The organism is Nonomuraea sp. NPDC052116, from assembly GCF_040680035.1.
GTDB lineage: Bacteria > Actinomycetota > Actinomycetes > Streptosporangiales > Streptosporangiaceae > Nonomuraea > Nonomuraea angiospora_A.
In genome coordinates, this window is the sequence record NZ_JBFAWA010000057.1 from 53,358 (window position 1) to 67,400 (window position 14,043).

Genomic DNA, 14,043 nt, shown 5'->3' on the forward strand with positions numbered 1-14,043 from the left:
ACCAAAGCGCAATCCCGGGCTCAGGCGCAGCGGCCCCCCCGATGTTCGCGGGGGGCCGCCGCCTCTCCTGGCGGTCCGAAGGGACCGGTCGGCTACGCCCAGGGGCGGGGGAAGGCGTCGCCGTCCAACCGCTCGCCCGCGGCGAGTCCGAGAGGATCGGTCACGACGTGCCCGGCCCCGCTGTAGCGGGTCGCCTCGTCCATGTAGATGGTGACGTGCGCGAGCCGGGCCTGGTCGGTACGGTTGGGCAGCGCCATGTGGCCGGTGTAGCCGCTGTGGAAGGTGCAGTCGCCCGCGCGGAGCGGCACGGTGACTCGGGGGATCCAGCGCAGGGACGGGTCCGCCTCGAACAGGTCCTCCTCCTCGTGGAGGTCCTGCGGACGCAGGCCGTCGCGATCCTGGGTGCCGGGCAGGAAGGTCATGCAGCCCCGCTCCGGAGGAACGTCCACCAGCGCGATCCACGCCGACAGCGGGAGCCGGTCCCCCGTGTGCGGCCAGTACGGACGATCCTGGTGGAACTCCGTGGCCGCGTTGTTGTGCGGCTCCTTGACCAGCATCTGGTCGTGCCAGAGCCGCAGCGAGAACCCGGCGAGCTGTTCGGCGATCCGGCCGATCCGCGGGTCGAACGTGAGCTCCCGCAGCGTCTGGTCGCGTTGCCAGACGTTGACCAGCTGGCTGAAGGTGCCCTGCTTCTCCAGGCTCTCCGCGCGGTGCGCCTCCAGGAACGCCTCGGCGCCGGCCCGGAAGCGCTCGACCTGGCCGGGCTCGAGCACGCCCCTTACTCGGACGAAACCGTTTTCGCGGTAGGCCGCCACCAGCTCGTCCGGCACCCGGCCATCGGCGCCGACGTCGCTGACGAACTGCTCGGTCGTGGTCGTTGCCATCGCTGACCTCCAGGGTTTCTTGCTGTTGGGATACCGCAAGCCTCGTCGAGACGTGCCGCCACGGGCTAGGCCGATCCCGGCGATTAGTCGTACGATCCCGACATGCCTGCCATGCTGCACGAGCACGCGCTGTTCGCCGGGGGCCCGGTCCTGGCAGGTGTTCACCACCTGAACCCCGACATCGAGCCGCACGCGCACGACTTCCTCGAGATCGCCGTGATCGGACCCGGCCACGGCCGGCACATGACCAGCCGGGGCGAGCACCCGCTGCGGCGCGGGCAGGTCGTCGTGCTCCGCCCCGGCGCGTGGCACGGGTTCCGCGACTGCACCGACCTGACCGTCGCGAACTGCTGCCTGTCCGCCCAGGCGCTACGGGGCGAGTTGGCGGCGCTGTACGACATCCCGATGCTGCGCCGGATGTTGTGGACCGACCCGGTGGCCTCCGGCACGCACGGCGTGGCGATCACGACCGTCGATCCGGCCGCCGCCGAAGAGGCCATCGCGGAGATCGGTCTGCTCGAACGGGACCTCGCCGCCGAGCGGCGCCGGCCGGGCCGGGTGCTGGGCCGCCTGGTCACCGTGCTCGGCGTCCTGGCCGACGGCCGCGACCCCGAGTGGCAGCCGCTCGAATCCACCGTCCACCCCGCCGTCGCCGCCGTCATCGCCCGGCTCGAGGCAGCGCCCGCCGATCCGTGGAGGCTGGATGAGCTGGCCCGGTCGGTCAACCTGGATCCCGCGTATCTCGGACGGCTGTTCAGGCAGTACGTCGGGCTGACGCCGCTCGGCTTCCTGGCCCGGCTGCGGGCCGAGCGCGCCGCCACGTTGCTGGCACACTCGACCCTGCCGACCGCCCGGGTCGGCGCCGCCGTCGGCTGGGACGATCCGACGTACTTCGCCCGCCGCTTCCGGGCGCTGGTCGGGCTGACCCCCACCGAGTACCGGCGGCGCAGCCGATCAGCCGCCCATGCTCAGCTCGGCGGCCCGGCCGAGCGGCCGAGTTCCTGACCCCAAGGAGGCCCGCACCCACCTGGACCGTAGCGTCACCCGATCGGCGAGGGCGGCTAACCTCGCCGGTGCCAGCGCAGCCAGGCGGCCTGGCCGCCGTCGATGAGGATGTCGGCGCCGGTGATGTAGAGCGACCCCGGTCCGGTCAGGAACGCCACCACTTCGGCGATCTCGGCGGGCGTGCCGGTTCGGCCGGTGCCGCAGGCGTCCAGCATCGCCATCATGTGGTGGCCGGAGGAGGACTCCGCCTCGGACCTGGCCATCGCGGTGGAGATCACCCCGGGGCTGACCGTGTTGACGCGGGCGCCGCGCCGGTTCCACGCCAGGGCCGCGGCCTGGGCGCGGACCTGGTTGCCGCGTTTGGCGAGGATGTACGCGGCCGTCGCGTCCTCCCCCACCGTGGCGATCACTTCGAGGGAGAGCAGGTCGCCGGTGGGCGCGGTGGCAAGGGCCCGCTCGTCCTCGTGGCTCAGGCTCGCGTAGTGGCCCGCCATGCTGGCCACGCAGACCAGCGAGGTCCCCCTGGTGGCGACCGTCTCGAACGCGTCGATGACGTGCGCGGTGCCGGCCAGGTCGACCTGCATGATCTTCTGCACCGTCGAGGTGGCCGCGGAGACGCCGGCGGTGTGGACGACCGCGGCGACGCGTCCCTCGGCGGCCGCGGCGGCGGCGAGCTCGGCCACCGACCGGGCGTCGGAGACGTCGGTGAGGTGCCCCTTGGCGTCGTACCCTTCGGCGCGCAGGGCGGCGACGGCCCGGTCCAGGGCGTCGGGGAAGGCGTCGGCCAGGATCAGCGTGCGGCCGCTGCCGATGCGACGGGCGACGGCCGTGCCCATGCCGCCGGCGCCGGTGACGACCACGACGTCGGGTTCGGTCATCGCCGCTCCACCAGGCGGATGGCGGCGGCCGGGCAGACGGCGGCCGCCTCGCGTACCTCGTCGTGATGCTCCGGTCCGGGCTCGGCGTCGAGGAGTACGGCGACGCCGTCGTCATCCCGCTGGTCGAAGACGGCGGGGGCGACCATCGCGCACTGCCCGGCGGCCACGCACTTGGGCTCGTCGAACTCCACTCGCATGCTCATCCCCCTCACCACGTCACCGGCAGCGACCTGAGGCCGTACGCGACGCCTTCCATCGCGAACTCGACCTGCTCGAACGGCACCGCCAGCGCGAGAGTCGGCACGCGCCGGTAGAGGGTGCCGTACACGACCTGCAACTCCACCCGGGCCAGCGACTGGCCCAGGCACTGGTGGGCGCCGTAACCGAAGGCGTGATGCTGTCGGGCGGGCCGGCTCAGGTCGAGGCGGTCGGGGTCAGGGAACTGCTCGGCGTCCCAGTTCGCGCCGGCCAGGTCGAAGATGACGCCGTCGCCGGCCTTGATGGTCCTGCCGTGCAGCTCGATGTCCTCGTTCGCGATGCGGCGGATGCCGCTGTGCACGATGGTCAGGTAGCGCAGCAGTTCCTCGACGGCGTTGGCCACGAACTTCGGGTCGTCGCTGTTCTCGCGCAGCAGGGTCAGTTGCTCCGGGTTCCGCAGCAACGCGAGCGTGCCCAGCGAGATCATGTTGGCGCTGGTCTCGTGGCCCGCGATGAGGATGGCGCTGGCCATGGTGATGGCCTCCTGCCGGGTCATCTCCCCCGCCTCGACCCGCCCGGCCATCTCGGACAGCACGTCGTCGCCCGGCTCGGCCGTCTTCCGGTCGAACAGGGCGCTGAGGTATCCGCCCAGAACGCGGCCGGCCTCCTGGGCCTGCTCAGGCGTCGACTCGTGGCTGACCAGCGTGTGGCTGTTGGTCTGGAACAGCTCGTGATCCTCGTACGGCGCACCGAGGATCTCGGTGATGACCACGGTCGGCACCGGAAGCCCGAGCGCCTGGACGAGATCGACCGGGTTCGGGCCGGCGAGCAGGTGGTCGATGAGGCCGTCGAGGACCTCCTGGATGCGGGGCCGCAGCGCCTCGACCCGCTTGACCATGAACGGCGCGTTGACGGTGCGGCGCAACCGGGTGTGCTCCGGCGGGTCCGTGTTCGTGATCAGCGCCGGGTGGTGCGGGGCGGACGCCGCGCGACTGCGGGTCATGTGCGGGTAGCCGGGCCGCTTCTCGTCGATGCTCAGGCGCGGATCGTTGAGCAGCGCCCGCTGGTCGGCGTGCCGGGTGATGAACCAGGGCGTGCTGCCGTCCCAGATGCGTACCTTGCCTACCGGGTCTTCCCGGGTCATGCCGCGCACCGCGGGAGCGGGCGCGAAGGGACAGGCCGATTCCCGGGTCATCGGGTAGTCGGGCACGGAGGTCGTTCCAGACATGGGTCTCCTCGAGGGATCGTCGCCACGGTCCCGCAGCCGGGATCACCCTTGTGGCGCGAAGACGATAAACCCATGCAAACAGGCCAACCTGACGGGGCCCGGACGGCAACCTGACAAAAGCCAGACGTGGCGCAGATCACATCGGGGCCGGGTCTCCCAGCCAGTAGCCGAAGCCGCGCCTGGTGTGGATCAGCGCCGGCGAGGTCTCGTCGACCTTCTGGCGCAGCCGGGACACCAGACGCTCGATGGCGTTGAGCTCCCGGGGCTCGTCCCAAACGTGCAGGGCGAGTTGTTCCTTGGACAGGACGCGACCGGCGTTGAGGAGCAGATGGCGGAGCAGCCGGTATTCGGCCGGGGTCACCTCCAGCCGCCGCTCGCCTCGCCAGGCCTGGTAGACGATCTCGTCCAGGACGAGGTCACCATGTCGCAGCACGGAGGCCCGCGGTGCCGCCTGCCTCCCCCGCAGCAGCACCTGCACCCGGGCCAGGAGCTCGGCGTCCCGGCAGGGCTTGGTGACGTAGTCCTCCACCTCGATGCCCACCTCGGGCAGCAGCGGCTCCAGCGCGTCGCAGGTGGTCATGCAGATGATGGGCGGCCGCGCCACGAGGCGCGGCCGGTTGCGGGCGAGGTCGTGCAGGTCAGGAATGTCGACGTCGACGACCAGCAGGTCGAAATGCCGGTCACCGAGCTCGGCCATCGCGGCGGCGCCGGTCGCCACCGACGTGACCTGGTGACCGGCCGCCGCGAGCCGCGCGGCCAGCGATTCGCGCGAACCCGGGTCCGGAACGATCAGGAGCAGGCGGTGGCCGGGCGACGGCGCCTCCCGCGTCCTGACGTCTCTGTACGTGTCAACGCTCTCTCCTCGGAGCGACATCACCCTCCCCGGATCCGCGTGCAAAGCGTCGTCGTGCGGCGGGCACGCCCGCCCTCGGACAGGCTACGCGCTCGCGCGCTCCCTGGCACCCGCAGGCGGCCCGCACCGGACGACGTTATCGGCGCGGACAGAGGCGGTGGCGGGCGAGCGCGTCGTAGAACGGTTGGTGGTGCTCGGCGATGCGGCGCAGGTGCTCGTTGGTGTCGGGCGTCTCGCGCCGCCCGGGCGTCTTGGCCACCAGCCCGCTGCTCTCGGCCACCTCCGCGTGCCACCGGTCCGTACGCCGCCAGTTCGCCTGCTGACCGGGATCCCAGCGCATCGCCTCGGGCATGAACTCGAGCCCGACCCGCTCGCAGTAGCCCCGGACTGTCGCCTCCGGGTCGGCCACGAGATCGTCGCCGTCGATCACCAGGGGGACCTCGCCGGTGGCCGACCGCACGGCGTCGAAGATGGCGTGCAGGTATTCGAACCCGTACTCGTCCTGGGTGGCCTCGGGGTTGATGGCGTAGTGCGAGGCTATCGCGCTCCGCGGCTCCCGGATCATGAACGTGTTGATGACCTCGCTGAACAGGCGCCCGTCTTCGAGCAGCGGCGCGTACGTGTAGTCGGAGGTGTCCTTGGCGAACACCCGGCGCCCGCCGGCGTTGACCTCGAGCATCGCGTCGAGCAGCTCGATCGCCGACGTGACGCGCCGGCCCGTGAGCTCGAAGTGGCCGTCCACCTGCAGGTACGAGAACGGCTCGTGGACCACTTCGAGATCGCCGCGCTCGAGCATGATGCGCAGGAACGCGGTGGAGCGCGACCGGGGCACGGCCCACAGCAGGATGGGCTTCGGCGCGGCGCTCATTGCGACCACGCCGTGGGCCGGCGGTCCCAGCGGTGTTCGCGCAACTGCGCCATCAGCTCTTCGCTCAGCGGTTCGGCCTCGCTGGTGGCGATGTTGGTCCGTACGTGCGTGAGGTGACGCATGCCGGGGATCACGGTGGCGATGTCGGGGTTCTGGAGGATGAAGCGCAGGGCGAGTTCGGGCATGGTCATGCCTTCGGGCACGATCCGCGCCAGCCGTTCGGCGCGCTCGACGCTCGCGACGAGGTTGTCGGGGACGAAGTAGGTGTTGCGCCAGTCGCCTTCGGGCCAGCGGGTCTGGCGGGTGAGGGTGCCGGTGAGGGTGCCTTCGTCGAAGGGCACCCGTGCGATCACCGCGACGTCCAGCTCGCGGCATGCCGGGAACAGCTCGTCCTCGGGGGCCTGGTCGAAGATGTTGTAGATGACCTGCACCGCGTCGATCAGTCCGGTGTTCAGGGTCCGCAGGACGTTCCAGGGCTCCCATCGGTTGACGCTGATGCCGACGCCTTTGATCAGCCCGCGCTCCTTCATCTGGATGACGGCGTCCTGCCAGGCCGCGTCGTGCGCCCAGTCGTCCTCCCAGACATGGAACTGGAACAGGTCGACGGACGGCGTGCCCAGCCCTTCGAGACTGCGGTGCAGGTATTCCCAGAGATGGTCCGGCGGGTACACCTCGGACAGTTTGGAGTCGCGGGTGGACGGCCAGGCGCGATCCTTCGGCGGGGGCTTGGTCGCGATGTGGAGGCGGCGATCCGGGTGCCGCTTGACCAGCCGCCCGAGCATCCTTTCGCTGCGTCCGCGGCCGTAGATCCAGGCGGTGTCGAAGTAGTCGCACCCGAGCCGCACGGCCTCGTCCAGCGCGGTGTCGCCGGTCTCGTCGTCGGCGCCGGTCCATCCGCCCTCGCCGCCGGCTATGCCCCACATCCCGTAACCCACGTCGCCGACCATCCAGCCCAACCGGCCGAATCGACGCTCACGCATCACTTCCTCCTTTCACGCCTCAACGGCGACTTCCTAGCTCCAGCGGTTGCCGCCCGAGCCGAACCGCGTCTGCCGCGCCACGGGGCCGACGGCCTTCATCCGCTCGACCTGGACGAGGCCCCGGTGGACGGACAGGGTCACGCTGCCGCCGACCTCGCCGACGAGCCGGTCGATCCCGTCTCGCGCGGCGTGCGCGGCGGGTTCGAGCCAGCGCGCCTCATACATGGCGGCCCCCAGGACGGCGGCCAGCCGATCATAGAGTTCGCGGCCCGCCGCATCGAGGCTGGCCTGCAGGATGCGGGTCCACGCGCGTTCGAGCAGCTCCAGGCCGGGCGCCTCGTAAATGCCCCGGCAGGCCGTGCCGATGATGCGCCGCTCGACCACGTCGCGAAGCCAGATACCGTGCCGCGCGCCGATCTCGTTGGCCAGCGTCATCCACTCGACCGGGTCGGGGCCGCTGCCGTTGACGTCGGCGACCCGTCCGTCGAGGAAGGTGACCGTGACGGTCTCGGGCTCGGCCGGGCTCTGCCCGGGCCAGTTGCTCCACCGCGGCTGGAGCCGGGTGACCGGGGTTTCGAGGTCTTCCAGCTCGGCCGACTCGTGCGAGATGCCGGCGAGGTTGGCATCGGTGGACCGCTCGGCGCTGCTGCCCGGGTCGAGATGCAGCCCATGCTCGGCGACGGCCGCGAGCATGGCCTCGCGATCGGGGAACCGTTCGAGCGCCTGCGGATTCGTCCACGGCTCGATGAGGGACAGCTCCGGTGCGACGTGGGCGCCGTAACGCGCGAAGCGGCGCTGGTCGTTGCCCCCGCCGACACAGCCGTGCGTGAACGTCCGGCATCCGTCGGCCCGCATCCGCGGCGTGAGCTCGCTGACGAGCACGAAGCGCGCCGCGCCGGTCGTGTTCCAGTAGCCGCCGTCGTGGCGGGCCCGGTACCGCAGCAGATCCGACGCCACGGCGGCGATCGATGATCCCGCTGTCGCCCGGCGAGCGGCCGCTGCTGCGCCAGGTACGCTTCCGCACCCTCGGCTGCTACCCGCTGACCGCGGCCGTCGAGTCGAAGGCCGAGAACCTCGACGAGGTCATCGACGAGATGCGGCTCGACCGGAGGTCCGAACGCGCCGGCCGGCTCATCGACGGCGAGGGCGGCACATCCATGGAGAGCAAGAAGTCGGAGGGGTACTTCTGATGATTTCGGTGCTTCGAGTGGTCGCCTGTGGCTCGGTCGACGACGGCAAGTCCACCCTCATCGGTCGGCTGCTCGCCAACACCGGCAGCGCCACCGAGGACCGGCTCGACTACGCGCGGCGGACCAGGCGCGGCGGTTCCACGATTCCGCCCGGAGCGGTCGACTATTCGCTGCTGACCGACGGGTTGGAGGCGGAGCACGAGCAGGACATCACCATCGACGTCGCCCACCTCTTCCTGGACCTGCCGTCCGGGCGCCGGGTGATCATCGCCGACGCGCCGGGACACGAGCAGTACACGCGCAACATGGCGGTCGCGGCGTCCACCGCGGACGTCGCCGTGTTACTCGTCGACGCCACCAAAGGGGTCCGCGAGCAGACCCATCGGCACCTGGCGATCTGCGCGCTGATGGGCGTGCGGGCCGTCATCGCGGTGGTCAACAAGCTCGACGTTGTGGGCTACGACCGGGCGGCGTTCGAGCAGCTCGCGAGCGAGGTGCTGTCGGCGGCGAACGGCCTCGACATGGCGGCGAGCGTGATCCCGGCCAGCGCACTCGATGGGGACAACGTCGTCGACCCGTCACCGAACCTCCCCTGGTACGAGGGGCCGACGCTGCTCGGCGCGCTGTCCGCCTGGGAGCCGCCCGATGGGCGGGTCGCGGACCGTGCCCGCCGTGGTCACGACCGTGCGCGGCCGGATGGACGTGGTGTCCGGCAAGCAGTTCGCCGCGCGTACGCTCGGCCTCAACGACATCGGCACGGTCGAGCTGACCACCGACACCCCGATCTGCCTGGACGGCTACCTGACGTGCCGGGACACGGGCAGCTTCCTGCTCGTGGACCGGGTCAGCAAGGAGACCGTGGCGGCCGGCATGGTCCGGCATGCGCTGCGGCGGGGCCGCAACGTCGTTCCACACACCTACACCGTCAACCGCGGCGCCAGGCAGCGGCTGAAGGGGCAGCGGGCCAAGGTGCTGTGGCTGACCGGCCTGCCCGGCGCCGGCAAGTCGACGATCGCCAACGCGCTGGAGCGGCGGCTCCACGCCATGGGACTGCACACGTACGTGCTCGACGGCGACAACGTCCGAAGCGGGCTGAACAAGGACCTCGGGTTCACCCCGGAGGATCGCGCGGAGAACGTGCGCCGGGTCGCCGAGCTGACCCGCATCCTGCTGGACGCCGGGCTGATCGTGATCGTCGCGCTGGTCTCGCCGTTCCGGACGGACCGGGCGGTGGCCAAGAACCTGTTCCAGCCGGGCGACTTCGCGGAGGTCTGGGTGGACACCCCGGCCGAGGTGTGCGCGCGCCGGGACCCGAAGGGCCTGTACGCCCAGGCGAAGGCCGGCACGCTGCCGAACCTGACCGGCCTCGGCCAGGCCTACGAGCCGCCGGAGTACGCCGACCTGGTGGTCGACGGCGCCGGTTCGCTCGATGACGCGACAGACGAGCTGTGCGCTCTTCTGCGTGATTGAGCCTGCTCGCGCAGCTCAGCCGCCACAGGCACCTTCAGAGCCCTTCGGCCTTACGGGCGTGCTCACCGTGACCGCGGCCCACCCCGAGGGCGCGTTCCGCGCGCGGACCTCACTCCGGGCCTGGGAATCAGGAGAACCCCTGGCATTTCACCCGACCCCCAGGCCGTCCCCCGGCCTTGCTAGATTGCGGCCTTGTCCAGAATGGCGGCCACCTCATCGGCCCTGAACAGGAACCCCACGTGTGACGTGTCCAGCGTGTGCACGTCGTACGGGTTGCCGGGCGTCAGGGCGTCCGCTTCGGCGATCAGCCGGTCCTGCATGGCGACTGGGAGGGATCGGTCGCCGGTGAGGCGGATGTAGGTGCGGGCGATCGTGCCCCAGGTGCCGGCCTGGACGCGGGCGTCGGCCGTCATCACCGCGATCGATTCGTCCGGCTGCAGGATGTTGAGGAAGGCACGGAACCGCTCGTCGCTGACGTCCGCCATGGTCGCGGCCTTGAGCGCGTCGAGAAGTTCCACGTCCGCGGTGCGGTAGTTGGCCCGGCCGACACCGAGCTGAGCGGGGTCGCCGACGTTGAACGCGGCCAGCGGGCCCATCAGGTTGCCGGCGAACTCGGGCTCCTGCATGTACTCGATCGGGTTGGAGCGCTGCACGCACGCCCAGGCGGAGATGTAGACGAGCCGGTTCACCAGCTCGGGGATCGCGTTGCCCACGCCGGTGATGGTCACGCCGCCGAGGCTGGCCGCCACCAGCACCACGGGCCCGTGCTCCGCCACGCGTCGGACCACGTCGACGACGGCGTCGACGTTGTGCTGCAGGGTGACCCCGGCCAGCGTGGACGGTTCGACCGCCCACGTGTCGAGGTCCTGGGGGGCCTGGTAGGCGAGCGGGTACTGCGCGTCGAGGCCATGTCCCGGCAGATCGACGGCGAAGCTGCGGTGACCGAGCAACGCCAGCTCGCGCTGGACGGGAGCCCACATGAAAGAACTGGCGCCGGAGCCGTGGACCAGCACGAACGTAGGCGACGACGAGCGGTTGGAGTTTGATCTCATGAAGAACAGTCCGTTTCGATGGAAGGCACGGTGAACATGCCTGCATTGCCGAAGGCGGCGTGCGGCTGCCGGGCGAGAACACGGCAGGACAAGCCTTGACCGTGGGTGCACCGCTTGTGTGTGCCACAGCGCCTATCTGCGGGATCGCCTCAACTGGCGCCGGCCGCTGAACGACCGGCGGGCAGACCGCTTCAGCTGTTACGAAGCCGGATGAACTTCTGGATCATGCCTGACAGCGTAGCAGGGAGCGACGCCGCGCATACGTCTCGGGCTGAGCCGGAGGCGTTGCCGCAGCGCCATCTCGCCAGTGGACGGCTCGTCCACGATCGGGCCCCGTTCACCTGCGCGGCGGGCGACCCTGGCGCCCGTACGGTGACCGCGGGAGCGACGGTGGTGCGAGGTAGGGCGGTTCCGGTTCTTCACGCCGTCGCCAGACGCAGCCGGCCGAGAGCTTCGTGAGGCGCCACCGGGTGGCGATTTGAAAGTTTCACGCCGCATTGACACCCGGAAAGCGCTTTCCTACGGTGTGGGTCATCCCCGACTCGGAGGCCGGAGCCGGACCCCGGCGGCCGACCTGACCCTGCAACAAGCCCGATGCCGCGGCGGCGGCCGCGCAGAGAAGATCGCTCCCGTTGTTCGAAGGAGAAGGTGAAACGAGGATGAGACGAGCAGTCGCGTTACGACTCCAGGTGGTGCTGGCCGCGGTGGCCATCGCGGCCGCGGCCGGTGTGGCCTTACCAGTGCTGCAGGCATCAGCGGCGGCCGGCGGCGCCAGCGGCTACGCGAGCGCCAACGGCGGAACCACCGGTGGCGCAGGCGGGCAGACGGTGAGGGCCACCACGGGGACCGCGATTCATGCGGCCCTGTGCAACCGGGCCAGCAGCAGCACCCCGATCATCATCGAGGTCTCAGGGACCATCAACCACGGCAACACCACCAAGGTCTCGGGCGGAAGCTGCAACACCGCCGCCGACGTGATCGAACTCAAGCAGATCAGCAACGTCACGATCATCGGGGTCGGCAGCGGGGCCGTCTTCGACCAGCTGGGCATCCACATCCGCGAAGCCCGCAACATCATCATCCGCAACGTGACCATCCGCAACGTCAAGAAGTCGGGCTCGCCCACCTCCAACGGCGGTGACGCCATCGGCATGGAGAGCAGCGTCCGCAACGTCTGGGTCGATCACGTCACCCTGGAGGCCTCGGGCGGAGAGGCAGAGGGCTTCGACGGCCTCTTCGACATGAAGAACGACACCCAGTACGTGACCCTGTCCTACAGCATCCTGCGCAACTCCGGCCGCGGCGGGCTCATCGGATCCAGCGAGAGCGACCGCTCGAACGGCTACATCACCTTCCACCACAACCTGTACGAGAACATCGACTCCCGCACACCCCTGCTGCGTGGTGGCATCGCCCACATCTACAACAACTCCTACGTGAGCCTCCACGAGTCGGGTATCAACTCCCGGGCCGGCGCCCGCGCCAAAGTGGAGAACAACTACTTCAAGAACTCCAAGGACGTCCTCGGCACCTTCTACACCAGCGAGGCCGGCTACTGGCAGGTCGGCGGCAACATCTTCGACAACGTGACCTGGTCCGCCCCGGGCAGCGAGAACAACCCCGCCGGACCCAACCCGCAATCCAACACCACCGTCAGCATCCCCTACTCCTACAGCCTCGACGGGGCGAGCTGCGTGCCGAGCCTCGTCCTCCAGACGGCCGGCGCCAACAAGGGCCTGCAGGAGTCGAACGGCAGCTGCACGCCGCAGACGCCGACGGCCACACCGACACCGACCGTCAGCCCCACGCCGTCACCCACCCCTCCGCCCGGCGGGACCAACCTCAGCCTTGGAGCCGGCTCCGACGGCTCCAGCAAGGCCGACGGGACCAGCTACGGCAACGTGCGGGACGGCAACATGAGCACCTTCTGGTCGCCGGCCGGCTCGACCGGCGACATCTCGATCAAGTGGAGCTCCGCCACCACGGTCTCCAGGGTCGTCATCCGTGAGGCGTCCGGCTCCGAGGGCGGCATCGGAGCCTGGCAGCTCATCAACGCCGGCACCGGAGCGGTCCTGAAGTCCGGCAGCGGCACGGGCTCCATCACCTTCACGCCGACCTCACTCAGCAAGATCACTTTCAGGATCACCAGCTCGGCGGGCACGCCGAAGGTCGCCGAGTTCGAGACCTACGCGGGGTAGCGGCTCCGCTCCGTCCGCCCGGGGACGAAGGCGGGGCCGTCAGACGGACGACCCCGCCCCGTCTCCTTGTGGAGGTGCCGGCTGGTGCAGCAGGTCACGGGTTCGATCCAGCACGGAGTGGTCGTCGCTCCGGTGCCGATCACGCCTTCCCGTCGCGTTCGGGGTGGATGGCGTCGGTGTGCTCGGTGTGGGCGAGAGCCAGGTCGAGCAGCATCCGTACGTGCGGGTCTTCCAGCCGGTAGTAGGCCATCCGGCCGGAACGGCGGGCGGCCACGATGCGGTGCGCGCGCAGCAACCGCAGAGCGTGGGAGACAGCCGATTCGCTCTGGCCGGTCACCGCGGCCAGATCGCACACGCACAACTCGCCGTCCAGCAGTGCCACCAGCAGTCTCAACCGGTTCGGATCCGACAGCAGCCCGAAGATGTCCGCGGTGTCAGTGAGGTCCTCGGCGGCCGGCATCCGCTCGTATACGGCGGCCACCCGTTCACCGTCGACCACCTTGACCGTGCAACCGTCTATTGCCAACACGCCATCATCTGAAGAACCGTTCACATGAATAGTTTGTCGGCATTACGACAAATGTCAATGACGTCATGTTCGAGCAGGTGACACCGCGCGGGGGCGGTCGTGGGACACGGTGGCGTGTCCCACGAGTACGGAGTTCGTTCATGTCCGAACCTTCGGGTCATGACAGGAGGAAACCGGCGCCGCGGGCTCGGCCGTGTCACTGTCACCACCGGCCGTCTCATCAGGTCGGCGGGCGTGATGGGTGGGGCCGTGCGGGTCGGCGCAGTGCTGTACGAGCCGACGTAGGGCGCCGTCGTCGTCGAAGGCGTGGCTGTCGGGTGTGGCGTGGTCGACCTGCAGGGTGGTGTGTTCGATGCCGTGCTGGTCCTGCAGCAGGTTCTCAACTGCAAGACGTGCGGCGTGGCAGTCGGCGCCGGGGGTGACCAGCACGTGTGCCGAGAGGGCGGCGTATCCGGAGGTGACCTCCCAGATGTGGAGGTCGTGTACTTCGACGATGGTGTCGAGGGTGGCGATCTGGCGGCCGATCTGGGTGGGGTTCATGTCGGCGGGGGCGGCTTCCATGAAGACGCGTCCGGCGTCGCGGACCAGGCCCCATCCGGCTTTGAGCATGAGGGTGGCGACGATGAGGGCGGCGATGGCGTCGGCGCGGGTCCAGTCGGTGAGCCAGACGACGAGGCCGGCCAGGGTGGTGGCGATGAAGGCGTAGAGGT

Annotated in this window: 15 protein-coding genes and 1 pseudogene; 5 read left to right on the forward strand and 11 right to left on the reverse strand. The window is 70.1% G+C overall.

Annotation, left to right across the window (positions count from 1 at the left end):
- Nucleotides 1-92: 92 nt before the first annotated feature.
- Complete coding sequence (locus tag AB0L65_RS58625; RefSeq protein WP_350734982.1) at nt 93-884, reverse strand: phytanoyl-CoA dioxygenase family protein; 792 nt, start codon at nt 882-884, stop codon at nt 93-95.
- A 102-nt stretch (nt 885-986) separates the two neighbouring features.
- On the opposite strand from AB0L65_RS58625, the gene AB0L65_RS58630 reads away from it, so the two are divergent.
- A complete protein-coding gene (locus tag AB0L65_RS58630; RefSeq protein WP_364265613.1) occupies nt 987-1,889 on the forward strand; it encodes a helix-turn-helix domain-containing protein in 903 nt (300 codons plus the stop codon).
- 56 nt (nt 1,890-1,945) lie between these two features.
- Here the strand turns inward: AB0L65_RS58630 and AB0L65_RS58635 are convergent, their stop codons facing one another.
- The 7 genes from AB0L65_RS58635 to AB0L65_RS58665 form a co-directional block, all read right to left on the reverse strand.
- Nucleotides 1,946-2,767 (reverse strand): SDR family oxidoreductase, encoded by an 822-nt coding sequence (locus AB0L65_RS58635; protein ID WP_364265615.1) that lies wholly within the window; start codon nt 2,765-2,767, stop codon nt 1,946-1,948.
- The gene (locus tag AB0L65_RS58640) at nt 2,764-2,964 is read right to left on the reverse strand and encodes a ferredoxin (protein WP_364265639.1); all 201 of its coding nucleotides are present in this window, start codon (nt 2,962-2,964) and stop codon (nt 2,764-2,766) included. Before AB0L65_RS58640 ends, AB0L65_RS58635 begins: the two co-directional genes overlap by 4 nt.
- 11 nt (nt 2,965-2,975) lie before the next feature.
- A complete protein-coding gene (locus AB0L65_RS58645; protein WP_364265617.1) occupies nt 2,976-4,193 on the reverse strand; it encodes a cytochrome P450 in 1,218 nt (405 codons plus the stop codon).
- Nucleotides 4,194-4,329: 136 nt separating this feature from the next.
- Entirely contained in the window at nt 4,330-5,067 is a 738-nt protein-coding gene (locus AB0L65_RS58650; protein WP_364265619.1) for a response regulator transcription factor, read from the reverse strand.
- 115 nt (nt 5,068-5,182) lie between these two features.
- Nucleotides 5,183-5,914: a sulfotransferase family protein gene (locus AB0L65_RS58655; protein ID WP_364265621.1), complete on the reverse strand. Its 732-nt coding sequence runs from the start codon at nt 5,912-5,914 to the stop codon at nt 5,183-5,185.
- Entirely contained in the window at nt 5,911-6,894 is a 984-nt protein-coding gene (locus AB0L65_RS58660; RefSeq protein WP_364265623.1) for an aldo/keto reductase, read from the reverse strand. The genes AB0L65_RS58655 and AB0L65_RS58660 overlap by 4 nt, the downstream gene beginning before the upstream one ends.
- A 33-nt stretch (nt 6,895-6,927) precedes the next feature.
- Nucleotides 6,928-7,851 carry an argininosuccinate synthase domain-containing protein gene (locus tag AB0L65_RS58665; RefSeq protein ID WP_364265625.1) on the reverse strand — a complete coding sequence of 308 codons (924 nt, stop codon included), beginning with the start codon at nt 7,849-7,851 and terminating at the stop codon, nt 6,928-6,930.
- A gap of 11 nt (nt 7,852-7,862) precedes the next feature.
- On the opposite strand from AB0L65_RS58665, the gene AB0L65_RS58670 reads away from it, so the two are divergent.
- From AB0L65_RS58670 to cysC, 3 genes and pseudogenes are all read left to right on the forward strand, one after another.
- The gene (locus tag AB0L65_RS58670; protein ID WP_364265627.1) at nt 7,863-8,084 is read left to right on the forward strand and encodes a sulfate adenylyltransferase; all 222 of its coding nucleotides are present in this window, start codon (nt 7,863-7,865) and stop codon (nt 8,082-8,084) included.
- Nucleotides 8,084-8,596, forward strand: a pseudogene (locus tag AB0L65_RS58675) (GTP-binding protein); the annotation flags it as partial. The gene AB0L65_RS58670 and the pseudogene AB0L65_RS58675, both read left to right, overlap by 1 nt.
- A gap of 133 nt (nt 8,597-8,729) precedes the next feature.
- On the forward strand, nt 8,730-9,554 hold the full coding sequence (gene cysC, locus AB0L65_RS58680; RefSeq protein ID WP_364265629.1) for an adenylyl-sulfate kinase: 825 nt from the start codon (nt 8,730-8,732) through the stop codon (nt 9,552-9,554).
- A 179-nt stretch (nt 9,555-9,733) separates the two neighbouring features.
- Here cysC and AB0L65_RS58685 read toward each other — a convergent pair whose 3' ends face one another.
- Nucleotides 9,734-10,606 (reverse strand): alpha/beta fold hydrolase, encoded by an 873-nt coding sequence (locus tag AB0L65_RS58685; RefSeq protein ID WP_364265631.1) that lies wholly within the window; start codon nt 10,604-10,606, stop codon nt 9,734-9,736.
- 659 nt (nt 10,607-11,265) lie between these two features.
- Between AB0L65_RS58685 and AB0L65_RS58690 the strand changes: the two genes are divergently transcribed.
- Entirely contained in the window at nt 11,266-12,804 is a 1,539-nt protein-coding gene (locus AB0L65_RS58690; RefSeq protein ID WP_364265633.1) for a pectate lyase, read from the forward strand.
- Between the two features lie 139 nt (nt 12,805-12,943).
- On the opposite strand, the gene AB0L65_RS58695 is transcribed toward AB0L65_RS58690, so the two are convergent.
- On the reverse strand, nt 12,944-13,330 hold the full coding sequence (locus tag AB0L65_RS58695) for a metalloregulator ArsR/SmtB family transcription factor (protein ID WP_364265635.1): 387 nt from the start codon (nt 13,328-13,330) through the stop codon (nt 12,944-12,946).
- 141 nt (nt 13,331-13,471) lie between these two features.
- Nucleotides 13,472-14,043: cation diffusion facilitator family transporter (locus tag AB0L65_RS58700; protein WP_364265637.1), on the reverse strand; the 572-nt coding region annotated here is incomplete at its 5' end.